This window comes from Streptomyces sp. NPDC097617 (assembly GCF_044761485.1).
GTDB lineage: Bacteria > Actinomycetota > Actinomycetes > Streptomycetales > Streptomycetaceae > Streptomyces.
The window spans coordinates 93,177-115,656 of sequence record NZ_JBIWCL010000027.1; the positions used below are offsets into that span (position 1 = coordinate 93,177).

At 70.8% G+C, this 22,480-nt stretch carries 23 protein-coding genes and 1 pseudogene; 9 read left to right on the forward strand and 15 right to left on the reverse strand.

Annotated features, from left to right (window positions below; all coding sequences use genetic code 11):
* Window positions 1–11: 11 nt before the first annotated feature.
* From ACIQZO_RS32980 to ACIQZO_RS33000, 5 genes are all read left to right on the forward strand, one after another.
* Window positions 12–266, forward strand: a complete 255-nt coding sequence (locus tag ACIQZO_RS32980; RefSeq protein ID WP_403633379.1) for a chaplin — start codon at window positions 12–14, stop codon at window positions 264–266.
* A 118-nt stretch (window positions 267–384) separates the two neighbouring features.
* Complete coding sequence (locus ACIQZO_RS32985; RefSeq protein ID WP_403633382.1) at window positions 385–795, forward strand: rodlin; 411 nt, start codon at window positions 385–387, stop codon at window positions 793–795.
* A 251-nt stretch (window positions 796–1,046) separates the two neighbouring features.
* Complete coding sequence (locus tag ACIQZO_RS32990) at window positions 1,047–1,280, forward strand: chaplin (protein WP_403633385.1); 234 nt, start codon at window positions 1,047–1,049, stop codon at window positions 1,278–1,280.
* Between the two features lie 121 nt (window positions 1,281–1,401).
* Window positions 1,402–2,436 (forward strand): chaplin, encoded by a 1,035-nt coding sequence (locus tag ACIQZO_RS32995; RefSeq protein ID WP_403633387.1) that lies wholly within the window; start codon window positions 1,402–1,404, stop codon window positions 2,434–2,436.
* A 188-nt stretch (window positions 2,437–2,624) separates the two neighbouring features.
* Entirely contained in the window at window positions 2,625–2,972 is a 348-nt protein-coding gene (locus ACIQZO_RS33000; protein WP_403633390.1) for a hypothetical protein, read from the forward strand.
* 88 nt (window positions 2,973–3,060) lie between these two features.
* Here the strand turns inward: ACIQZO_RS33000 and ACIQZO_RS33005 are convergent, their stop codons facing one another.
* Together ACIQZO_RS33005 and ACIQZO_RS33010 are read right to left on the reverse strand one after the other, a co-directional pair.
* A complete protein-coding gene (locus tag ACIQZO_RS33005) occupies window positions 3,061–3,300 on the reverse strand; it encodes a chaplin (protein WP_403633393.1) in 240 nt (79 codons plus the stop codon).
* 154 nt (window positions 3,301–3,454) lie between these two features.
* Complete coding sequence (locus ACIQZO_RS33010; RefSeq protein WP_403633395.1) at window positions 3,455–3,946, reverse strand: hypothetical protein; 492 nt, start codon at window positions 3,944–3,946, stop codon at window positions 3,455–3,457.
* Window positions 3,947–4,216: 270 nt separating this feature from the next.
* On the opposite strand from ACIQZO_RS33010, the gene ACIQZO_RS33015 reads away from it, so the two are divergent.
* Window positions 4,217–4,627 carry a rodlin gene (locus tag ACIQZO_RS33015; protein ID WP_403633398.1) on the forward strand — a complete coding sequence of 137 codons (411 nt, stop codon included), beginning with the start codon at window positions 4,217–4,219 and terminating at the stop codon, window positions 4,625–4,627.
* Window positions 4,628–4,738: 111 nt separating this feature from the next.
* Here ACIQZO_RS33015 and ACIQZO_RS33020 read toward each other — a convergent pair whose 3' ends face one another.
* Window positions 4,739–5,380 carry a vitamin K epoxide reductase family protein gene (locus tag ACIQZO_RS33020; protein ID WP_403633401.1) on the reverse strand — a complete coding sequence of 214 codons (642 nt, stop codon included), beginning with the start codon at window positions 5,378–5,380 and terminating at the stop codon, window positions 4,739–4,741.
* 192 nt (window positions 5,381–5,572) lie between these two features.
* Between ACIQZO_RS33020 and ACIQZO_RS33025 the strand changes: the two genes are divergently transcribed.
* Complete coding sequence (locus tag ACIQZO_RS33025) at window positions 5,573–6,349, forward strand: DUF6227 family protein (protein ID WP_403633403.1); 777 nt, start codon at window positions 5,573–5,575, stop codon at window positions 6,347–6,349.
* Window positions 6,350–6,351: 2 nt separating this feature from the next.
* On the opposite strand, the pseudogene ACIQZO_RS33030 reads toward ACIQZO_RS33025, so the two are convergent.
* Together ACIQZO_RS33030 and ACIQZO_RS33035 are read right to left on the reverse strand one after the other, a co-directional pair.
* Window positions 6,352–6,498 (reverse strand): annotated as a pseudogene (locus ACIQZO_RS33030) (1-phosphofructokinase); the annotation flags it as partial.
* A 185-nt stretch (window positions 6,499–6,683) separates the two neighbouring features.
* Window positions 6,684–8,246 carry an MFS transporter gene (locus ACIQZO_RS33035; RefSeq protein WP_403633405.1) on the reverse strand — a complete coding sequence of 521 codons (1,563 nt, stop codon included), beginning with the start codon at window positions 8,244–8,246 and terminating at the stop codon, window positions 6,684–6,686.
* Window positions 8,247–8,308: 62 nt separating this feature from the next.
* On the opposite strand from ACIQZO_RS33035, the gene ACIQZO_RS33040 reads away from it, so the two are divergent.
* Window positions 8,309–9,316, forward strand: a complete 1,008-nt coding sequence (locus ACIQZO_RS33040; RefSeq protein WP_403633408.1) for a helix-turn-helix transcriptional regulator — start codon at window positions 8,309–8,311, stop codon at window positions 9,314–9,316.
* Window positions 9,317–9,346: 30 nt separating this feature from the next.
* Here ACIQZO_RS33040 and ACIQZO_RS33045 read toward each other — a convergent pair whose 3' ends face one another.
* The 4 genes from ACIQZO_RS33045 to ACIQZO_RS33060 all read right to left on the reverse strand — a co-directional run bounded on the left by ACIQZO_RS33045 (window position 9,347) and on the right by ACIQZO_RS33060 (window position 14,074).
* Window positions 9,347–10,324: an RNA polymerase sigma factor RpoD/SigA gene (locus ACIQZO_RS33045; RefSeq protein WP_403633411.1), complete on the reverse strand. Its 978-nt coding sequence runs from the start codon at window positions 10,322–10,324 to the stop codon at window positions 9,347–9,349.
* A 511-nt stretch (window positions 10,325–10,835) separates the two neighbouring features.
* On the reverse strand, window positions 10,836–11,597 hold the full coding sequence (locus ACIQZO_RS33050) for a dioxygenase (protein ID WP_403633453.1): 762 nt from the start codon (window positions 11,595–11,597) through the stop codon (window positions 10,836–10,838).
* Window positions 11,598–11,717: 120 nt separating this feature from the next.
* Window positions 11,718–13,250, reverse strand: coding sequence for an MFS transporter (locus ACIQZO_RS33055; RefSeq protein WP_403633415.1), 1,533 nt, complete (start codon window positions 13,248–13,250; stop codon window positions 11,718–11,720).
* 62 nt (window positions 13,251–13,312) lie between these two features.
* Window positions 13,313–14,074: a TetR/AcrR family transcriptional regulator gene (locus ACIQZO_RS33060; protein WP_403633418.1), complete on the reverse strand. Its 762-nt coding sequence runs from the start codon at window positions 14,072–14,074 to the stop codon at window positions 13,313–13,315.
* A 278-nt stretch (window positions 14,075–14,352) separates the two neighbouring features.
* On the opposite strand from ACIQZO_RS33060, the gene ACIQZO_RS33065 reads away from it, so the two are divergent.
* The gene (locus ACIQZO_RS33065; protein WP_403633420.1) at window positions 14,353–15,630 is read left to right on the forward strand and encodes a M6 family metalloprotease domain-containing protein; all 1,278 of its coding nucleotides are present in this window, start codon (window positions 14,353–14,355) and stop codon (window positions 15,628–15,630) included.
* Window positions 15,631–15,760: 130 nt separating this feature from the next.
* On the opposite strand, the gene ACIQZO_RS33070 is transcribed toward ACIQZO_RS33065, so the two are convergent.
* The 6 genes from ACIQZO_RS33070 to ACIQZO_RS33095 all read right to left on the reverse strand — a co-directional run bounded on the left by ACIQZO_RS33070 (window position 15,761) and on the right by ACIQZO_RS33095 (window position 21,917).
* A complete protein-coding gene (locus ACIQZO_RS33070; RefSeq protein ID WP_403633423.1) occupies window positions 15,761–16,519 on the reverse strand; it encodes a thioesterase II family protein in 759 nt (252 codons plus the stop codon).
* 14 nt (window positions 16,520–16,533) lie between these two features.
* On the reverse strand, window positions 16,534–17,472 hold the full coding sequence (locus ACIQZO_RS33075; protein ID WP_403633426.1) for a beta-ketoacyl-ACP synthase III: 939 nt from the start codon (window positions 17,470–17,472) through the stop codon (window positions 16,534–16,536).
* Window positions 17,473–17,667: 195 nt separating this feature from the next.
* Window positions 17,668–17,817, reverse strand: a complete 150-nt coding sequence (locus ACIQZO_RS33080) for a hypothetical protein (protein WP_403633428.1) — start codon at window positions 17,815–17,817, stop codon at window positions 17,668–17,670.
* Between the two features lie 59 nt (window positions 17,818–17,876).
* Window positions 17,877–19,004, reverse strand: a complete 1,128-nt coding sequence (locus ACIQZO_RS33085; protein ID WP_403633431.1) for an MFS transporter — start codon at window positions 19,002–19,004, stop codon at window positions 17,877–17,879.
* The gene (locus ACIQZO_RS33090; RefSeq protein ID WP_403633434.1) at window positions 19,001–19,822 is read right to left on the reverse strand and encodes an ATP-grasp domain-containing protein; all 822 of its coding nucleotides are present in this window, start codon (window positions 19,820–19,822) and stop codon (window positions 19,001–19,003) included. Before ACIQZO_RS33090 ends, ACIQZO_RS33085 begins: the two co-directional genes overlap by 4 nt.
* On the reverse strand, window positions 19,770–21,917 hold the full coding sequence (locus tag ACIQZO_RS33095) for an acetyl-CoA carboxylase biotin carboxylase subunit family protein (protein ID WP_403633436.1): 2,148 nt from the start codon (window positions 21,915–21,917) through the stop codon (window positions 19,770–19,772). The genes ACIQZO_RS33090 and ACIQZO_RS33095 overlap by 53 nt, the downstream gene beginning before the upstream one ends.
* Window positions 21,918–22,480 lie beyond the last annotated feature (563 nt).

The window sequence follows — 22,480 nt, forward strand, 5'->3', positions numbered from 1 at the left end:
GAATTGCGGAGATGAAGAAGAGGCTGGTGCGCGGCACCACCATCGCCGTCGCGGGCGCCGCCCTGCTGATGGGCGGCGCGGGCCTCGCCTCCGCACACGGCGGGGACGGCGCGACGGCCCAGGGCGCCACCGGCGGGTCCCCGGGCGTCCTGAGCGGCAACCTGCTCCAGGTGCCCGTCGACGTCCCGGTGAACGCCTGCGGCCTCACCGTGAACGTGGTCGCCCTGCTGAACCCCTCTTTCGGCAACACCTGCATCAACGCCTGACCGTCAACCACGCTGCCCGAAACGCCCGCATCCGAGTGAAGCCACGCAACCCGAAGCGGGGCAGCGCCGTTGATCCGGGTGCTCCACTACCGGGCAATCCTGCAAAAAAGGGACGACAATGATCAAGAAGATGATGGCCTCGGCCGCGGTTGCCGCCTCGGTCGTGGGCATCGGTGCCGCCATGGCGCCGCAGGCGATGGCCATCGGTAACGACAACGGCGTCAACACCACCAACGGCAACAACGCCGCGCAGATCTACGGCAACCAGGCCACCTACGGCAACATGAGCCCGCAGATGGCGCTGATCCAGGGCTCCTTCAACAAGCCCTGCATCGCGCTGCCCGCGAAGGCCAACGTGCAGTCCGTGCTGGCCCTGGTCAACGTCGGCGTCCAGGACATCCCGGTCCTGTCCAGCCCGCAGAACCAGCAGTGCACCGAGAACTCCACCCAGGCCAAGGGCGACGAGGCCCTCTCTCACATCCTGGACAACATCCCGGTCCTCTCCGGCAACGTCTCGAACGGCAGCTGACCGAGGCCCGCGCCAGCGAGGCCGTCGCACCCACCGGGTCGCGGCGGCCTCGCCGCATGTAGGGCCGGGGACCTCCCCGCACCCGCGCATTGTCGATACAAATCCGCAGGCGTCCGGAATTCCGTCCGAACACCGGGCAGGCATCGGGGTGAATTCCCTGCGGCCCACCGAAAATACGCGGTTTCTTTTTCCCGGACCGCTCGTTGTTAATTCTGCAGTGGACACGCCCCTGCGGGAAGGAAAGAAAAGAAATGACGTACAAGAAGGCAGTGGTGCTGGCCGCCGGCGCTCTCATGCTCGCCGGTGCCGCCTCCCCCGCCATGGCCGACTCGGCAGCCGAAGGCGTTGCGGCGGGTTCCCCCGGCGTCCTGTCCGGCAACCTCGCCCAGGTCCCGGTCCACGTCCCGGTCAACGTCTGCGGCAACACCGTGAACATCATCGCGCTGCTGAACCCGGCGTTCGGCAACACCTGCGTCAACAACTGACGAAGCGCTTGTGCCCGCAAGGGCAAGCCTCCTCGGGGTGGCCCCGGAGTGCACGGCGGTGCACTCCGGGGCCACCTCCGATTCCACACCGGCCGTGGCGCCGGTAGACAGGGAAGGACCCATGCGACAGGTACTGAGCCGACAGGTACTGGGCAAGGGGATGCTCACGGCGGCAGCCGCGTCGAGTCTGCTGTCGATCGCGACCGGCGCGGCCTACGCGCACCCCGGAGCGAGCGCCGAGGCCTCGCATTCGCCGGGTGTGCTGGCCGGCAACAGCGTCTCGGTACCGATCACCTTCGCGCCGAACGTGTGCGGCAACAGCGTGGACGGCGGTGCGGCGCTCAACCCTTCGATGGGGAACACCTGCGCCACGACCACCGGCTCGCGCACGGACGACGGTCACGACTACGGGCGCTACCTCAGCCCCGAGCACGCCGAGGCCTTCGGGCGCTACCTCGACGAGCGCGGGGGCAGCCGGCACGCGGTCCCCGAGCAGCGCCACGAGAACGCGTACGAGCAGCCCCGCCACGAGCAGCCGCGGCACCAGGGGCCCCGGCACGCGAAGCCCCGCCAGGAGGAGCCGCGCCACGAGGGCGGCTACGGCGGCCAGGGCGGGGAGCAGGGCAAGGAGGAGTGCGACGACCACCCCGGGTCAGCACCGCCGCCCCCGCCGGCCCACCACGCTCCCCCCGCGCCCGAGCATCCGCACCCCATGCCGGAACCGGTGGCGGAGCACCCGGCCCCGCTCCCCGCCCCGGAGCCCCTGCCGGCACCGGAGGCGCCGCACACGCTGCCCGCCCCGGCCCCCGCCCCGGCGCCCGTGGTCGAGGAGGGGCCCCCGTCGGGTCCGCCGCACGGCAGCCTTCCCGTGGAGCACCCGGCGCCGCTTCCGGCGCCCGCGCCCGAGGTCGTACCGCCGGCCGACCAGCCGCCGGCCGCGCCCGGCGGTGACACCCCGGTCGGCCTCCCCCCGGCGCCTGCACCGGCACGGGCCCCCGCACCCGCACCCGCACAGCCGGCGGCCCCCGCTCCGGCTCACGTGAGCGGTCCGGTGCTGGCCGAGACCGGCGCGGGTCAGCCCGCGGCCGCGGCCGCCCTCGCCAGCGCCCTGATCCTGGGCGGCGCCATTCTGTACCGGCGGTCGCGCATCTCCTGACCGGCAATACCGGCAATACCGGTAATCGGAAGAAATATCGGCCGGAGAATCCCTCGCGGGATTCTCCGGTCGCTGCCATGTCCTCGTGCGTTCGCGTTTCCGCAGCGGCGGGGAATCGTTACCCAGGGCGAATGTGGCGCGACGGTCGCCACTGATGCCTCTGTCAACGAAAGAAGAGGATTTCGATAATGAAGCTCACGAAGATCGCCGCTGTCGTCGTCGGCTCCGTCGCCGCGCTCGGTGCCTCCACCACCGCCTTCGCCGCCGAGACCACGGCCGCGATGCCCCCCATGAGCCTGACCGGCGGGGTGACCGAGACGCTGAACTCCGTGGGGCCCGTCTCCGAGTCGCTCCCGCAGACCGTGGGCAACGGGCTGGCCGAGCAGGGCGACACGGTCAACAAGGTCGTGGGCACCGCCCAGAAGGTCAACAAGGTCCGCAACGACGTACCCGGCACCGTGCTCGGTGTCGCGAACGGCGCCACGCAGTCGAACCCCATGCTCGGTGGCGTGCAGCTCAACGGCGGCCGGCACTGAGGCACCGCCACTGAACACCTTCCGACATGACTGTGGGCGCCACCGGCAAGGCCGGGGCGCCCACAGTCGGTTGCGCAGTGCGTCTGGATCAGGCGTTGACGCAGGTGTTGCCGAACGCGGGGTTCAGCAGGCCGATCACGTTCACGGAGTTGCCGCAGACGTTGACCGGGATGTGCACCGGCACCTGGGCCATGTTGCCGGACAGGACGCCGGGGGAACCCACGGCCGCACCCTCGGCCGACGAGTCGGCGGCGGCGGAGCCGACGGCACCAGCCGCAGCGAGACCGGCGGTGGCCAGGACCAGGGCGGCCTTCTTGGCAGAGTTCATGGGAAGTACACCTTCTGTTCGATGTTCTGCCCCGATTCGGGGCTCACACCGAGCGAAACGGTCCACCACCCCTGACGACACGGTCACGCGCAGGATGAGACCTGATCGGCTCAATTGTCGTAACCATCCGACGGGTTCCGGTCCGCATCCGCCCCTACGGGACGGTCGGGACGGTCGGGACGGTCGGGACGGTCGGGACGGTCGGGAGATCGGGGAGCGCGGGGACGGCGGGGAGCTCCGGGACCTCCGGAACCGTAGGCAGCTCCGGCACCAGCCCGTCGACCGGCGGGATCTGCACGGGCGGCAGCTTGGGGATGAGGCCGGACAGGTCCGGGATGGTCAGGTCCGGCAGCTTCGGCAGCTCGATCGGCGGCAGCGTCACCCCGGCGGGCAACAGGCCTCCGACCGACGCGAGAAGGTCCTGGAGGGTCTTGGTCAGACCCGCGAGGAGATCGTCGATGGGACCGGCCTTGGCCCGCTGCTCGATCTTCTCGACCTGGCGCTGGACGGAGGCCACCCGACCGCCCAGGGCCGCGGAGCCGTCGCCGTCCGCGGCGGCTGCGGGGGCGGCCGCGCCGGACATTATGAGGACAGCCAGGGCCGACGGGACGAGGAGGCGGGCGCGGGACGGCTTCGTGCGGTGCATGGATGTTCCTTCTCGGTGGGGACAGCAAACGGACCCGAGCGATCCGCTTCCTCACTTACCGTGCGAACGCCTCGCACGGAGCGCAACCGGAACGTGAGCGGATGCGGGCTGCGTACGGGCTTCGCGCACGCGTCCGGAGCCTTCTCACCCGGGCCGGGGAAAACCTCGCCGCGCGCAGGCCGTTTGAGTGAAGCAGCGGAACCAACCCCCCGACCGGGCAGTTGACCAGGGCGCTCCATCAGCGGGCACTCGTGCGACAGAAGGATCAAGATGTTCAAGAAGTTCATGACCGCCGCCGCGGTCTCCGCCGTTGCGATCGGCGCGGGCGCCGCCGCCGCGGCCCCGGCCATGGCCATCGGCAACGACAACGGGATCAACACCGTCAACGGCAACGGTGCCGTGCAGGCCTACGGCAACCAGGCGACCCACGGCGACATGAGCCCGCAGCTCAGCGCGGTCCAGGGCACCCTGAACAAGCCCTGCATCGGCCTGCCCGCGAAGGTCAACGCCCAGTCGCTGATCGCCGCGCTCAACATCGGTGTCCAGGACATCAACGTCCTGTCCAACCCGCAGAACCAGCAGTGCGCCGAGAACTCCACCCAGGCCAAGGGCGACGAGCCGCTCTCGCACATCCTGTCCAACATCCCGGTCCTGTCGGGCAACCTCTCGGCCAACAGCTGATCCGCTCCCCTGCCCTTCGGGCGATCGCGGGCCGCTGAGCCTGTGGAGTGAATGACGAGGGCCCCGGCGACGTCCAGCCGCCGGGGCCCTCTTCGTGCGCCGCTCCGGCGGTCAGCCCGTCCAGAAGTCCCACCAGCGGGTGAGGATCAGCATGCCGATCACTCCGATGTGCAGGGCGGGCGGTGCCCAGCCGAACTCGGTGAAGAAGGTGCGCAGCGGGCCGGGGGCGGGCAGGACGCGCGTACGGACGTTGTGCGCGGTGACCGCCCAGAACATCAGCAGGGTCGCCAGCCATGCCAGGCAGCACCACAGGCAGAGCGCGTTGATCTCGTAGAGCGACTGGACCATCAGCCAGCTGCAGAATCCGACGCCGAAGAGGGTGCCGGCGTTCAGTCCGAGCCAGAACCAGCCGCGGTAGCGGGCGCCGGCCAGCAGGCCCGCGCCGACGCAGACGACGACCCCGTACGCGGCGAGCCCGAGCATCGGATTGGGGAAGCCGAAGGCCGCCGCCTGGTCGCTCGCCATCACGCTGCCGCACGAGACGACCGGGTTGAGACTGCACGCGGGTTTGAAGTCCGGGTCCTCCAGCAGGAGGAACTTGTCGAGGGTGATCACCCAGGAGGCCAGCAGCCCGGCCGCTCCGGTGACGGCCAGCAGCCGGGCGAGCCCTCTCGGGGCCGTGTTCTGTTCGCCCTCGTGTCCACTGCGGGGCCTTGCCTGCTGGCGCGGGAGGCCCACTGTATTCGTTGCCATGTGCCCCATAGTCCCGCGCTTCCTACCAGATCGGGCCCAACCATGCGCATCTGTATGCAAGTTGACCTGAAGGTGTGGCGGGAACCTCCGATGCTTCCCGGACGTTTTACCGAACCCCGGACGTGATGTCAGAACCAGGGGTTACGTTGAGCTTCCGCGAAGTAACAAGCTGCGACGGCCTGGAGACCCACCTTGAGCGATCCGTACGAGACAACCGAGGCGCACCTCGAACGACTCCTCGGCCGCGCCCTCAACTCCTTCGACCTGCCGGACAGGTTGGTCGAGCGCCTCGGCACGGCGCTCGCCCACAGCTCTTCGCTCTACACCACCCACCACAGCCCGGAGGCCGGGATCCGGCGGGAGACCCACCGGCACACCTACCTGCTGACCGACGGCGGTTCGGTCTCGCTGTGGGAGCTGACGTACCGCCTGGCGGGTGACCGGGCCGCCCGGCACGAGGTCTTCGCGAGCAAGGCGGAGACCTGCCTGGCCGTGACCCGGCTGTTCGGCGAGGCGTCCGCCGGATCGTCCCCCGATCCGGTGCTGGTGCCGGGCGAGGAGGAGCCGGTGAACGACGTGTCGCTGCTGAGCGCGCTGTACGCGGCTTCGGCCCCGGTGCAGCGGCACCGGGAGTACGTGGTGGAGCAGTCCGCCGACCACGCCCGGCGGGTGCTGCGCCGCGCGGAGAACGCCGACCGGCCGGGTGAGCCGGTGGCGACGCTGCTGCGCTCGGCGTACGCGCACCAGATCACCCAGGCGTTCGGCGCGCGGCAGTGCCCGGCGGACGGACGGGTCTCGGGGGCCGGTTTCAGCCTGTACGAGCACGCCTTCGTACTCCTGGACGGGACCGAGATCAGCCTGTGGGAGGTCGAGCACACGGCGACGCCCGACGGCCGGCACATGTGCGAGGTGTACGACAGCGAGGCGGCCGCGCGCGAGGCGATGGAGCTCCGCGCACGCGTCCGGTAAATGTCCAGGGCGATGCGGGCGCCCGCCGCGTGCGCCTGCTCGACCAGTTCGGCGTACCACTCGGGCCCGAGGCCGCGCGGGAGGCTGCCGCAGCAGGCGATCCAGGCGGCTTCGGCGGCGCACGAACGGACGCTGTCCAGGAGGAGTGTCCTGTCCGGCCTTCGCGGAGTCGGCGAGGAGGACGACGCGGCGGGCGGCGGCCACCGCGGCCCGCTTGACGGCCGCCTCGGCGAGGTCGGGGGTGGTCAGCCGCCCTTTACTTCCGAAAACAAAGAAGAACGGACATGTCCGCCTCGGGGCGGACATGTCCGTGTGGTGGCGCCGGAGGACCGGATCAGGCGGCCGGGACCTTCTCGGCGGTGCGGCCGGCGTGCTCGGCGGCGCCCTCGCGCTGGTCCATCGGGAGCGCCCGACGGGGCAGGACGAACATCACCGCGAAGATCACGACGAGTACGGCCACCACCCACCACAGCGCGCCACGGAAGGCGTCCACGTACGGCGGGCCGAAGACCATGTCGTCGTCGATCAGGCCGAAGAAGACGACGGAGGTCAGGGCGAGGCCCAGGGCGTTGCCCATCTGGCCGGTGGTGTTGATCAGGCCGGAGGCGGATCCCGCATGCTCGCGCGGCACCTCGGAGAGCACGGTGTCGTTCAGCGGAGCCACGATCAGGCCCATGCCGACGCCCATGACGACCAGCGGGGCAGCCATCTGCCAGGAGGCGATCTCCATGCCGTAGTGCTGCGACTCCCAGATGTAGAGGAGCAGACCGGCGGCCATGACCAGCGCGCCGGCCTGGAGCACCTTGCGGCCGAAGCGGGGCACGAGCTTCTCGACCGAGAGGCCCGCGGCGACCGAGACCGCGATGGAGAACGGGATGCCGGTGAGACCGGCGCGCAGCACGCTCCAGCCGAGGCCCATCTGCATGTACATCGTCCAGACCAGGAAGAAGATGCCGGTCGCGATGCCGAAGGTCAGCTGGACGGCGATACCGCCGGCGAAGCTCTTGACCTTGAAGAGGGAGAGCTCGACGAGCGGGGAGCCGTCCTTCTTGATCTTGTACTTCTCGTACGCGATGAACGCGGCGAAGACGAACGGTGCGGCGATCATGCAGCCGAAGCCCCACAGCGGCCAGTCGTTCTCGTGGCCGTGGGTCAGCGGGAAGATCAGCAGGACCAGGGCGAGGGTGGCGAGGACGACGCCGACCAGGTCCAGGCGCAGCGCCTGCGGGGCCTTGGACTCGGCGATGAACTTGCGGCCCAGGATCACGCCCATGATGCCGACGGGCAGGTTGATCAGGAAGATCGGGCGCCATCCGAGGCCGAAGAGGTCCCACTCGATGAGCAGCGCGCCGAGCAGCGGGCCCGAGACGGCGGCGAGGCCCACGATCGCGCCGAACATGCCGAAGACCTTGCCGCGTTCCTGCGGCGGGAAGGTGACGTGGATGATCGCCAGGACCTGCGGAACCATCAGGGCGGCCATACCGCCCTGGAGGAGGCGGGCGACGACGAGCACGTCCGGGGTCGAGGCGATGCCGCAGAGCAGCGAGGCCGCGGTGAACCCGGCGATGCCGATGAGGAAGACGCGCTTGCGCCCGTAGATGTCACCGAGACGACCGCCGGTGATCAGGCCGGCGGCGAAGGCGAGCGCATAGCCCGCGGTGATCCACTGGATCGCGCTGGTGGAGGCGCCGAAGTCCTCGCGCATGGTGCGGATGGCTATGTTGACGATCGTGACGTCGACCAGGTCCATGAAGGCCGCGGTCATCACGATGGCGAGCGCCAGCCAGCGGCGGCGGTCGGCGGTCGAGCTGGGTGCGTCGTGGGCTACGTCGTTCCGCTCTTCCGGTGTGGGCCCGTTCTCTCTTTCGGGCGCTGTCTTGGACGTCTCGGTGCTCATGAGGAGAAACTTAGACGGCGTCTAGGTCAGTTCGTGTCCTATTTCGCTGGCAGCCTTGATTCATGACCGACACACCCGCACGGCTGCTCTCCCTGCTCTCCCTCCTCCAGACCCCGCGCGAATGGCCCGGGAGCGAGCTGGCGCAGCGGCTGCGGGTGAGCGCCCGCACCATCCGGCGCGACATCGAACGACTGCGGGACCTCGGCTACCCGGTGGAGGCCACGCTGGGCGCCGACGGCGGATACCGGCTGGTCGCGGGCGCGGCCATGCCCCCGCTGCTCCTCGACGACGAGGAGGCCGTGGCGATCGCGGTGGGGCTGCGGGCCGGGGCCGGGCATGCGATCGAAGGGGTCGAGGAGGCCTCCGTACGGGCCCTGGCGAAGCTCGAGCAGGTCCTGCCCTCCCGGCTGCGGCACCGGGTGAGCGCGCTCCAGTCGGCCACCATCGCACTGACCCGGGGCGACGGGGCGAGCGTGGACCCGCGGACGCTGACGACGATGGCGTCCGCGGTGGCGGGGCCGGAGCGGCTGCGGTTCGCGTACCGGGCGGGCAGCGGCGCCGAGTCGCGCCGGCTGGTGGAGCCGTACCGGCTGGTGAGCACCGGGAGCCGGTGGTACCTGGTCGCCTACGACCTGGAGCGGGAGGACTGGCGGACCTTCCGGGTGGACCGGGTCGACGAGGCGTTCGCGACGGGGGCCCGGTTCGTGCGGCGGGACCTGCCGATGGAGGCGGAGGAGTTCGTCCGGCGGGGGCTGCGGGGCGGGGAGAAGCAGCCGTACCTGGTGGAGGTCGATTTCGCGGCGGCCCCGGGGGAGCTGCCGGCCTGGCTGCGGGCCCTCGCCCGGCCGGGCGAGGGCGGCGAGACCTCGGTGCGCTTCGAGAGCTCGGACGCGCCGGAGTGGACGGTGGCGCGGCTCGCCCTGACGGGGCTGGCCTTCACCGTGCGGGAGCCGGCGGCGCTGCGGGAGGCGGTCGGGGCGCTGGCCGCACGGCTCGCGGGGGCGGTGGCCGCGGGGGCCCGGGCCGACCGGCCCGGGGCAGGAGAGAGCCCCGGCACCTGGGGGGGATAGGCACCGGGGCTCGTACGGGGGCGGGGCCGGTCAGGCCACCGCGTCGAAGCCGGTGTCGCGCGCCATCCGCTTCAGCTCCAGGAGCGCGTGCTTCTCGATCTGGCGGATCCGCTCACGGGTCAGGCCGTGCTGCTTGCCGACCTCCGTCAGGGTCCGCTCGCGGCCGTCGTCGATGCCGTACCGCATCTTGATGATCGAGGCCGTGCGCTGGTCGAGCTTGCCCAGCAGGTCCTCCAGCTCCTCGCTGCGCAGCAGCGAGAGCACGGACTGCTCGGGCGAGATCGCCGAGGTGTCCTCGAGGAGGTCACCGAACTGCGTGTCGCCGTCGTCGTCGACCGCCATGTTGAGGCTGACCGGGTCGCGCGCCCAGTCCAGTACGTCGCCCACGCGCTTCTCCGTCGAGTCCAGCTCGGCGGCGACTTCGGCGTGCTCCGGGTCGCGGCCGTTCTCGCGGTTGAATTCGCGCTGGACGCGGCGGATGCGGCCGAGTTCCTCGACCAGGTGGACGGGGAGGCGGATGGTGCGGGACTGGTCCGCGATGGACCGGGTGATCGCCTGCCGGATCCACCACGTGGCGTAGGTGGAGAACTTGAAGCCCTTGGCGTAGTCGAACTTCTCGACGGCGCGGACCAGGCCGGCGTTGCCCTCCTGGACGAGGTCGAGGAGGGGCAGGCCGCTGCGCGGATAGCGCCGGGCGACGGCCACGACCAGGCGGAGGTTGGAGCGGATGAAGACTTCCTTGGCCCGCTCGCCCTCGGCGGCGAGCGCTTCCAGCTCCTCGCGGGCCGGGGTCTCCCCGTCCCGCTCTATCGTCCCGTCGAGGATCTGCTGGGCGTAGACGCCCGCCTCGATGATCTGGGACAGCTCCACTTCCTTGGCAGCGTCGAGCAGCGGGGTGCGCGCGATCTCGTCCAGGTACATGCCGACCAGGTCGCGGTCTGCGATCTCCCCGCCCACAGCGCGGGCGCTGCTCGTGGACTGACGACGGGCGACGGCGCGGGTTGCCATGCGTGCTCCCTTGCGAAGTGTTCGGTCGCGGTGCGGCTGGTGGACGCCTCCGGGACGGCTGCCAGCCGGTCCGGTACGTCACGGACACTCTCCCGAGTGCCCGCTTCCGAAGGAAACAACGACTGGAATCGGGGCAGAATTCCCACGCTGCCCCCTCTTTTCCGAGATCTTGCAGTATCCTGCCTGGCCGCACCGCGCCCACCGAGGAGCCGGAACGCCGTGAGAGCTCGAAGGAGTGCAGGTCAGGCCCAGGATGGGGGGTGGATCAGGAGCCCCCTTGCGGCTCTTTACTTCCACCAAACCTCTGAGACCACCGTCACCCTTGACACGGCCCCATTCGCCCCGGAGAGCGCCGACCCCGACTGCACTCCGCCCCTGAAGACGGCCCCCGCCGGCTTCTGGTTGCCTGGACTGACGATCGAATGCCCGGATACCCACCAAGAGCCCCATTTCACACGAAAAGCGACCTCCGCCCATCAGGAGCGCCGGAGCGCCGCGCGCCCCGCGCGGACTAACCGAACTGGAGGGAGCGCTTGGAGAGGCCCAGCCAGAAGCCGTCCACCGGGGTGCGGGCGGCGGTGAGGTCGGATTCGGCCGCGCCGAGGGTGACGAAGAGCGGGGCGAAGTGTTCCGTGCGGGGGTGGGCCAGGCGGCCCGCCGGGGACTTCCGCTCGAAGTCCAGCAGGGCGTCCACGTCGGACGCGGCCAGGGCCTCGCTGCCCCACGCGTCGAACTCCGCCGACCAGGCGGGAACGCCCGGGCCCGTATGGCGCAGCGCCGCGAGGTTGTGGGTGAAGAAGCCGCTGCCGACGATCAGTACGCCCTCGTCGCGCAGCGGGGCCAGCTTGCGGCCGAGGTCCATCAGCCGGGCCGGGTCCAGGGTGGGCAGGGAGATCTGCAGGACCGGGATGTCGGCCTCCGGGTACATCTCCACCAGCGGGACGTACGCCCCGTGGTCCAGGCCGCGGTCGGGGATGTCCTGGACCGGGGTGCCGGGGGCGCGCAGCAGCTTGCGGACCGAGGCGGCCAGCTCCGGGGCGCCGGGGGCGTCGTAGCGGACGCCGTAGTAGTGCTCCGGGAAGCCCCAGAAGTCGTACACGAGCGGGACGCGCTCCGTGGCGCCGAGGGCGAGCGGGGCCTCCTCCCAGTGGGCGGAGACCATCAGGATCACCCGGGGGCGGGGCAGGCCGGCGGACCAGGCGGCGAGCTCGCCGGGCCAGATCGGGTCGTCGGCCAGCGGTGGTGCGCCGTGGCTCAGGTACAGGGCCGGTATGCGGGTCACGTCGGCGCTCCTCCGCGTAGTTGAAATGCGTACTGAAACAGACTAACCCCGTCTCGTTCAAATTTGAACGAGACGGGGTCATCAGTCATTCCCGCGGATCCTCGGCCCGGATCAGTGGGCGATCACCGGAACCTTGAGCTCGGCGCCCTCCGCGGAGCCTGAGGCCACCGGGCCGCCCGCACCGGGACGGCCGGTGTTGATCAGGGTCAGGGCGATGGCCGAGCTGGCGGCCAGGATGCCGACCGCCCACCAGATGGCGGAGGCGTAGCCCTCGACCATGGCCTGCGCCTGGATCAGCTGCGCCGCCGGGCCGCCCGCCGCGGCCTCGGCCGCGTGGTCGGTCAGGTAGGCGGTGGTCGCCGAGGCGGCGATGGTGTTCAGCAGCGCGGTGCCGATGGCGCCGCCGACCTGCTGCGAGGTGTTGACCATGGCGGAGGCGACACCGGCGTCGGCCGGGTTCACCCCGTGCGTGGCCAGGGACATCGCCGGCATGAACGCCGTACCCATGCCGAGGCCGAGCAGCAGCTGCGCCGGCAGGATCAGCGCCGGGTAGGAGGAGCCGACCTCCAGCTGGGTCAGCAGCAGCATGCCGAGCGCGGCGACCAGGAAGCCGGGGCCCATCAGCAGGCGCGGCGGGACCCGGGTCATCAGGCGGGCGCCGATCTGGGTGGAGCCCGTGATCATGCCCGCGATCATCGGCAGGAAGGCGAAGCCGGTCTTGACGGGCGAGAAGCCCTTCACGACCTGCAGGTAGTAGGTGAGGAAGAGGAACAGGCCGAACATCGAGATGACGGCGAGGCCCAGCGAGAGGTAGACACCGCCGCGGTTGCGCTCCAGCAGGACGCGCAGCGGCAGCAGCGGGGACTTCACCTTGGACTCGACCAGGACGAAGGCGGACAGCAGCAGCACCGAGGCGACGAACATGGTGACCGTCAGGGCGTCCGACCAGCCGGCCGACTCGGCGCGGGTGAAGCCGTACACGAGGGCGACGAGACCGGTGGTGGACAGGACCACGCCCGGGATGTCGAGCGGCGCGCGGTTGCGGGAGCCGGCGGGCTCACGGATGACCATCCAGGCACCCACGGCCGCGACGATCGCGAAGGGGATGTTGACGAAGAAGGTCCAGCGCCAGTTGAGGTACTCGGTCAGGAAGCCGCCGAGGATCAGGCCGACGGCGCCGCCGCCGCCCGCGATGGCTCCGTAGATGCCGAAGGCCTTGGCGCGCTCCTTGGCGTCGGTGAACATGACCGCGAGCAGCGACAGGGCCGCCGGTGCGAGCAGTGCGCCGAAGGCACCCTGGAGGGCGCGGGAGCCGAGCATCATGGCCTCGCCGTTCGCGGCGCCGCCGAGCGCGGAGGCCAGGGCGAAGCCGATGAGGCCGACGACGAAGGCGTTCTTACGGCCCCACTTGTCGGCGATGCGGCCGCCGAAGAGGAGCAGTCCGCCGAAGGCCAGCGCGTACGCGGTGATGACCCACTGGCGGTTGCCGTCCGAGATGCCGAGGTCGGTCTGGGCGGAGGGGAGGGCGATGTTCACGATGGTCGCGTCGAGGACGACCATCAGCTGGGCCAGGGCTATGAAGACGAGTGCCTTCCAGCGGCTGGGATCAGCAGCCGGCGCGAGGCTCGCGGCTGTTTTTGACATGGAGGTACCCACTTCACTGTGCGGAATGACTGAAAAAGACTAGTTCTTGAGCTTTGTGCGGGTCACATGGTTTTTTGCCGCAGGTCGTCCAGAGTGGCCGCCGAACCCGGGAGTTCGGAGCGGGCCGGCGCCCGCAACCCGTCGAGGAAGAGCTGGAGATGACGGTGGGCGAAGCGGTCGGTGTCGAGGCACGCGGTGCCGGGAAGGGGGCGGCTGAGCTGGGACAGCGCGACCATCAGGTCGCCGACGCCGATGTCCGTACGGACCAGTCCGGCGTCCTGGCCGGTGGTCAGCAGTCTCACGACGGCCGCCTCCAACGCGGTGCCCGCCTGGATGAGTTCGGGGTGTTCGCCGTCGAAGCCGTCGGCGAGCATCGGGCACAGGGCGCCGATCCGCTCGTCCGCGGCCGTGTGCGTGAACCTGCACAGCGCGGCGAACGCGTCGGGCTCCTCGGCGAGGGAGGCCTCGGCCGAGGCCGTCACCCGGACCATGGTGAAGAGCACGACGTGGTGGATGAGGGTGGCACGGTCGGGGAAGTGCCGGTAGAGCGTGGCATTGCCGATGCCGGCCCGGCGGGCCACCTCGTCGAAGGGGGCCGCGGAGCCGGACTCGACGAAGGCCTCGCGGGCCGCCGTGAGAATGCGCTCCCGGTTGCGGACCGCGTCGGCGCGCGGACGCGGCACGGCCGTCGCCGCGGGCGCCGACGCTGCGGGCACCGACGTTGGCGACGTCGCCGCGGACGCCGCCGCCGTCGTCGACGCCAGGTCCCCGGTCGCCTCGACGGCGGGGCGGACCGCCGTGGCGGTACTGCTGGAGCGCTTCATTCCGGGGCCTCCCTTGTACGGACTCGCGGGCTCGTGGTGCGGACGGTGCGGACCTTGCGACCGCCCCGCTGAAACGGGGAGCCACTCCCCGCTTGGCGGGACTCCTGTGCAAACGGGGATCAGGTCCCCGGTTATTTCACCCCCTCGTGTGAGCTGAGTCACGGCCCTGCCCACGTTCGGCCTCTCCCGGCGCGCGGGCGCGGCGCGCCCGGCGGAGGGTGAGCGAACAGAGCGCAGACCGGGCAGGGCCGGCTGCCGCGGACCCGAAGGCGATCTCCATGCCGCAGACCCGCCACCGGATACGCACACCACGCCGCACCAGCGCGTACATCGGCCTGACCGCGCTGGCCCTCGGTGTCACGGCAACCGCGAGCACGGGCATATCCAGCCGCGGGCACTCGGCGGCCGGAGCGGTGGCCACGACCGTGGAATCGGCCCTCGCGCCCTGCCGTATCGCGGGAACCATGGGGGTGCAGATGTCCGAGGGCATGCCGACCGCTCCCGGGTACTCGCGCTCGACCGGCGAGATCCGCGCCCTCAACCTGATGATCGACTTCCCCGACGCCAAGGGAGAGGGCACGGCCGCGGACCGGATGGCGGAGTTCTTCCCCCAAACGGCCGAATGGTTCCGCACCAGTTCCTACGGCCGGCTGGCCTACCGGGCCGAAGCGCCGGTAAAGGACTGGCTGCGGATGCCGATGCCCTTCGCGGCGTACGGGATCGAGCGCGGGTCCGCGTACGAGCCCGGCTACCGGCAGCTCGTCGAACACATAGCGAAGGCCGCCGACCCCGAGGTGGACTTCACCCGGTACGACCTGATCAACATCCTGGTCACGCCGAACGCCGGGCCGTCCGCCCTGGACACCGTCCTGTCGGTGACCTTCTCGGGCAACGGCGAGGCACCGGTCGCCGACGGGGTGCCGCTGGCCAACACGTCCTTCGTCTACAGCCGGCAGGACGACGGCTCCGGCACCTACCAGGACACCGGCTACCGGGTGCTCCCCCACGAGAACGGGCACGTCTTCGGGCTGCCCGACCTCTACACCTCCGACGGCGGGAGCACGGTCGGGCACTGGGACATCATGAGCGAGGACTGGGGTGCCAACAACGACCTGATGGGCTGGCACAAGTGGAAGCTGGGCTGGCTGGACAGTACGCAGATCAGCTGCGCGGCCAAGTCGGGCACCAGCGACCACACCCTGTCCCCGCTGGGGGTGCGGGGCGGCACCAAGCTGGCCTTCATCCCCCTGTCGGAGAGCGCCGGGTACGCGGTGGAGGTGCGCACCCGGGCCGGGAACGACGAGGCCGTCTGCAAGCCGGGCGTCCTCATCTACAAGGTGGACTCCGACGTGGACACCGGCCACGGCCCGATAGCCGTGTCGGACAGCGCGAACACGAGCGGCGGCTGCACCCGGCGGCCCAACGTGCACGCGGAGCTCTCGGACGCGCCGTTCCGGCCGGGAGAGACGTTCACCGACGACAAGGCGGGCATCAGCGTCTCGGTGGTCGGTGAACTGCGCAACGGCAGTTACCAGGTCCGCATCATCCGGCCGTAGCGCCGCCGGAGGAGGGACGGGCCGGGGGCCGGGGGCCGGGGGCCTGGGGCCGGGGGCACGCTCGGCGTGCCGCAGGCCCTTCCGCGTGCCCTGGCGTCCCCGGCCGGCCGCCCGGCGCCCGGGCCGTCCGTCAGTTTTCCGCGAGCGCCTGCCGCAGCACGTCCTCGACGGTGGGGCGGTGCTCCTCGGCCAGCAGGAAGAAGTGGTCCCCGTCGAACCGCAGCACCCGGCAGGATCCGGTCGTGTGAGCGGCCCAGCCCTCCAGCGGCTCGTGCGGGACCAGCGGGTCCGCCGTGCCGCCCAGCACGTGCAGGGGCACCTCGAGCCGTACGTCCTCGAACCCGACCGCGGCCTCCCGGCTGAGTTCGATGTCGGCCCGCAGGACGCGCGTCACGTGGGCCAGCATCTCCGGATCGTGCAGCACCCACTCCGGCGTGCCCCCGCCGTCCCGCAGCAGCCGGACGGCGTCCTCCTCGGTGGTGGTCGCATGGGCCCGGCGCGGGGTCCGGCCGGGCACCTGCCCGCTGACGACGACCGCCCGGCAGTGCGGACCGAGCAGGCGCGCGGCGCGCGCGGCCAGCAGCGCGCCCAGGCTGTGCCCGAAGACCACGGTGGGCAGCGGGTCACGGCCGAGCACCTCGTCGGAGACGGAGTCCAGGACCTGGTCGAGGCGGCAGCCGGGCGGCTCCCCGTAGCGGCGCTCGCGTCCGGGCAGCGAGAGACCGAGTACCTCCACGTGGTCGGGCAGCGACCCGACCACGGGGAAAAGGGTGTTGGGGCCGGCCCCGGAATGCGGGAACACCAGCAGCCGCACCCGCGGCGCGGTCACCGGCTCGCGCAGCCGCAGCAGCGGCCACCACGGCACGGCGGAGGATCGCGTCGTCGTCATGTCGAAGGCCCCCGTCACGGGCAGTTGATGATCTGGCCGGCGTAGGACAGGCCACCGCCGAACGCGAAGAGCAGCACGGGGGATCCCTTCTCGATCTCACCCCGCTCGATGAGCTTGGACAGCGCCAGCGGGATGCTCGCGGCCGAGGTGTTGCCCGACTCGACGACGTCCTTGGCTATGACGGCGTTGACCGCGCCGATCTTGCGCGCGAGGGGCTCGATGATCCGCAGGTTGGCCTGGTGCAGCACGACGGCGCCCAGCTCCTCCGGCTTCACGCCGGCCCGCTCGCACACCTCCAGCGCGACCTTCGGCAACGCCGTGGTGGCCCACCGGTACACCGACTGCCCTTCCTGGGCGAAGGTGTTGGAAGGGGCCTCGATGCGCACGGCCTGCCCCATCTCAGGTACGGACCCCCACACGACGGGGCTGATCCCCGGCTCCTCGGAGGCGACCACGACGGCCGCGCCCGCGCCGTCACCGACCAGTACGCAGGTGGTGCGGTCGGTCCAGTCGGCGAAGTCGGTGAGCTTCTCCACACCGATGACCAGGGCCTTCGTGGCGGAACCCGTCCGGATGCTCTGATCGGCCAGCGCCATCGCGTGCGGGAACCCCGAGCAGGCCGTGTTCACGTCGATGGCCGCGGGCGCCTGCGCCCCGACCGCGGCGGCCACCCGGGCCGCCGTGTTCGGGGAACGGTCGAGCGCCGTGCAGGTGGCCACGATGACGAAGTCGATGTCCGCTCCGGTGAGTCCGGCATGGGCCAATGCGCGCTCGGCGGCCTTCGTGGCCATGTCCGACACCGACTCGTCCTCGGCCGCCACCCGTCGCGTTCTGATCCCGACCCGGCTCTGAATCCACTCGTCGCTGGTGTCGACCATTTGCTCCAGATCGGCGTTGGTCAAGACCCTTGACGGCTGATAGTGCCCGAAGGAAAGGACACGAGACCCGAACATCAGTGTTTCTCCTCGCTCCGTGGACCCCGACGCGGATCCTGATTGACCGATGGTCAGACTATGCAGCGGTCCGGCCCACGGGACAGGGCTCCTCGCGGCGGGGCCCTTCGCGCGGACGGCGGCGCCACCGAGGACCGGCTGCACACCGCCACCGGCAACAACCCGCCCCGCGCAGCGAGCGGCACGGGGGTGTGGTCAGAGCTTCACTTCGGTGTTCTCGCCACCGAGGAAGTGGACCGCAGTGCTGCCCGCGTGAGGGACGAGCCAGTCGCGCAGCTCCCGCGCGGCCCGCTCCAGTACGGCGCGGTGTGCGTCGGCGTCGAGGATCTCCAGGAGGAAGACCACCCGGCCCGATTCCTCGGTGACGCGGGTCCGGTGCGCGTCGCGGTAGTTCCAGTTCCTGGTCAGGACCGAGGAAGCGTCCTCGTAGATGACCTCGCCGGGCTTCGGGTGCTCGACCGTGTCTGGCCCAGCGCGGCGCCGCCCTGCAGCGCCGCGCCCACCCAGGCCTGGGTCTCCGCCGCGGTACCGGCGGGCGCGAGATCGCCCGTCAGTCCGTACACCGCAACGAAGCACGGCCCGAAGGCCGTCCCGACGGTGAGCGTGAGAGCGATGGCCACCACCGGATGGCTGGTGCCCGCCACCGCGAGGACCGTCGCGGCCAGGCCCAGATACAGCAACAGGCGCGGCAGCCGTGACACCTGGGCGGCCCGCGTCGGCGGCAGCGCACCGATCACCAGCCCGCCCGCGATGCTGCCGGCGGAGAGCACACTCACCGACACGCTGCCGAGGAGTTCCCCGCCGTGCGAGACCAGGCTCACCTCGACGACCCCGACCGCCGCGGAGAAGAACAGCGCGCAGCCGAGGTGCAGCCGGAGGGGAACGCTGGTGAGCGATCCCCTCCAGTTCTGCTCCTTGCCAATGGACTTGGCGGGTTCGCGGCCGGCCAGCGCGCGCAGCAGCAGCAGCGTCGCCATTACGCTCACCAGGACACTGGCGCCCAGGGCCGCCTGCGGTACGAGGACCGAGCTGAGGACGCCCACGAGCAGCGGGCCGACGATGAATCCGGCGTCGGCCAGCACCGCGTCCAGCGCGAGCGCCGTCGAGCGGGTCTCGTCGCTGGTGACGGACCGCCACATCACACGGGTCAGCACCCCCACCGGCGGGGCCACGGTGTTCGCGGCCAGGGCGGCGGCGAAGGTGAGCAGCAGCGGCCCGTGCGCCAGCTCGTTGCACACGATCAGGGTGACCAGGGCCCCGTGGAGGGCAATGGCGCTCCAGAGCACCGCGGCGTAGGGCAGGCGGTCGAGCAGCCGCCCGCGGGCCGGCGCCGCGATACCGCCGAGGGCCGATACCGCGGCGACGGCGCCGGCGACGCCGTACGAGCGGGTGGCCGCGACGGTGAGCAGCAGGCTCAGGGTGAACATGGAGCCCTGCAGCTTGCTCGCGAGCGCGGCGACCCCGCACCCGGCCATCCCCGGCTCGGAAAGCAGTCGGCGGTAGCGGCCGAGTCCCTTGTGGCCCGGTGTCATGACGTGGGCGCGGGTGCGGGCTCGACGGTGATCCGGAAACGGTCGACCGCCTCACGGGCCGGCCGCAACGCCTCGTCCGGGGTGTCGCCGGTGGCGACGGCGGCTCCGGCCCGGTCCGAGGAGCTGCGCAGCTCGCCGATGACGGAACCGGGCGCTACGGTCAGGTAGGCCTCCGTGACCCCTTCCGCCGACTCGGCCGCGTCCAGGCCACCGACGCTCGTCACCGTGCCGGCCCCCGGTGTGAGGAACGAGGTCGCGGCGGCTCGCGGTCGGGCGCCGCCCTCCAGGTTGAGCGGGCGCCCGGCGAGCCAGTCGAAGGTGATCCGCTGGACGTCCAGGCCCACGGCGAGCCGTACGAGTTCGACGATGCCGTCACCGCCGGGGCGGCAGTGAGTCTCGACGACGCGCGGCCCTCCGGGGGTGAGCACGATCTCGGTGTGGGCCGGCCCTTCCCTCAGTCCCACGGCGTCGAGACACGCGCCGACCTCGGCGGTCATGTCCCGTACGACGTCGACGGAGAGCCGCGCCGGCACCAGGTGACCTATCTCGACGAAGTTCGCTCCCTTGAACTTCTCGGTCACCGCGAGCAGATGGTGCGTCCCGTCGGTACTGAAGGTCTCGACGCTGAACTCGGGCCCGTGCAGGTACTCCTCGGCTATCCACGCCCCCTCGGGGCCCGCCGCGGCCGCGCCCACGGTCCGTGCGACCGCGTCGTCCAGGCCCTCCTCGTCCGGTACGAGGGTCACGCCCAGGCTGCCCGATCCGTCAACGGGCTTGAGGATGACCGGGTAGCCCGCCTCGGCGGCGAATCCCCTCACTTCGTCCGCTGTGGAGACACGGGCGGCGACGACCGCGCCGGCCGCGGAGCCGCGCAGGATCTCGCGCATCCGCGCCTTGTCGTTCGCGGCCCTCGGCACGCCGGGGCTGTTGCCGGGGAGGCCGAGCGACTCGTTGATCACGGCGACGGCTTCCACATACGCGTCGCTCATCGAGACCGCCACGCCGAACGGCTGCTCCGCGTGAATGCTCTTCGCCGCGGATATCACCGCGTCCGGGGCCGGGTCGTCGAGCAGCGTCACCTCGTCCGCGCCGGTGGCGAGCCAGGCCGGCGCGCCCTCCCGCACGCCCAGATAGTGCACCAGGAGACCCGCCTCGCGGGCCGCCCGCGCCGCCGCGGGATGGCGTCCTCCGACGAGGAGGACACGTGTCACAGCGCGACTGCGCACGGTCATCGCGCACCTTCTTTCTGTTCATCCACGGCGACGGCCCGGCCTGCGACGCGTACAGGGTCACGTCGTCGCCGACGGTGTGCGTGGTCCAGCGGCCGTGCAGTTCGGCCGGTTCGAGCGTGTAGACCGAGACGATGGCGAGACCCCGCTCCCGCACCGCCGACTTGAAGTTGGCTCCCTTGTTGACGGGGTCGAGCAGCAGGACCGCGTCCTGCGTGGACGTGTTCATGAGCACCTGAAGGATGAGGGCGGGAAAGGCCGGAGGCCGTTCACGCGACTGGCGGGAGGTCGAGCGGCGTACCGGGAGCTCCACATGCTTCTCGGCGAGAACCTTCGCGGCCTCGCACGCCTCGGGGGTCCCGGCGGCAGTGATGACGACCGCGAAGCGTCCCCGGACGTGGTCCCTCGGGGGAAGCCGCAGCTTCCGGCCGGCGCCGACCAGCGCAATGACCGTGTGGACCTCGGTCGGCAGACCGTCCTCGCCCACGGTCAGCGCCTCGACCTCGATGTCGGTGCCGGGGTAGAGGAAGTCGATCTGCGCGGTGCGCAGCGGGAGTTCCGGCGCGGTCGGGGCAATGCCCAGTGCGAGCCGGGCGGCGATGTCGCCGTAGTCGACACCGGTGGCCAGCTGCGCGGTGTAGGGGATCAGGTCCCCGCCGAGCCGCGCGTTGACCTCGATGACCTTGGGACCTGTGCCGGTCAGCCTGACCTCGGTATGGGTCATCAGGGTGGACAGGCCGAGCGCGGTGTGGGCGTCCTGCAGGATCCGTGTGATCTCGGGGTCCGTCAAGAGGGGGTCGCGGGCACTCACGACATGCCCGACTTCCTCGAAGTGCGGTGCGAATCCGGTCTTCTTGCGCGCCACGAAGAGCGGAGTCACCCGGCCGTTGTGGCAGGCGGAGTCGATGCTGATCTCGGGACCGTCGGCGAACGACTCGACGAGCACGCCGGCCTCCAGCCTGGGGAGTTCGGTGAACTCCACGCCCCGTGTCGCCGTGTACGCGGCCGGCAGGTCCTCCGCACTCGCCACCAGCGTGACGCCGAGGCTGCCCGCCAGAGCTCGCGGCTTCACCACCACGGGGTAGCCGAGGGCCGCGGCCCGCTCGGTGGCCTCCTCCAGCGAGGACACGGCGTACGAGTAGGGCTGGGGAACCCCGGCGGCCGTGAACGCCCGCCGGGTCGCGGCCTTGTCACGGCAGGCGGCGACGGCTTCGAGGCCGCCGCCCGGCAGGCCGAGCGCATCCGCCACGGCGGCCGCGATCGGCACCCGGATCTCGTCGTAGGAGAGCACGCCACTGACGCCGAGGCGACGGTGCACGGCCTCGGCCGCCTCGACCGCCGCTGCGTGATCGAGGGCGTCCAGCTTGGTGCTGCCGACGACGTACGGGGTCTCCCACGTGACATCGACTGCCGAGAACAGCCAAATGTCGCAATCCTTGGACATTGACCGCAGAAGGTACTCGCGCCAGATGGGCGACCCGCTGCCGATAACCAGAAGGAGGGGCCTCTTGTCAACCGGCCCGGAAATCCCTGTCATATGCGGCCACACATAGAGACGAGCGGATTCTTCACGTTCTCCCCCTTGCTGCTTTTCATCGCCCGGCGCGACGACAGCGAGAGCGGAACATGGATCCATGCATCGACCAAGGGATCTGAGGTTCTCTTGAGGTGGCGAGATCGTCAACCGGCCACTCCGGCCACTCCGGGAAGAACGGGACGCTTCCCGTGATCAGGCTGTAGTTGCGCCATGAATACTAGCGATATACACCGACATTGTCGCAGGCGACCGATAGTCGGATCCCAGTGTTCGATGTGGCCGAAAGGCTGCCGTCGGGGAGCGTTTACGGAACCTGTGATTCACCATCGCAAGCACCTGTAATGCCTTGCCCCAGGCACGAAACCCGCTGTTTGAGGGCTTGTTGCTCTGCGCACACCGGTCTCGGATCACCACTTCTGCAACCCCACCAGCGCCTACGACCCGGCTGGCGGCGGAGACTCTCGCGCCATGCAGTCACCCGCATGTTTCACGTCGGACCCCGGGGCTCAAAAATGCCCGCTATGACATGGAATGAGACCAACCGCCAGCGGGGTCGCAGCACCGGCGCGACGGGCGTACCGGAATGCTCCGGGGGCTCGACAGTAAGCCCCACCTGCCTCGGTGTTTCACCGTGAATTCCATGAACTGTGACGTTCTGTCACCGCATGCAAAAGGTGCCCCGTGGCCTGCGATGATCCGGCTTGTTGAGG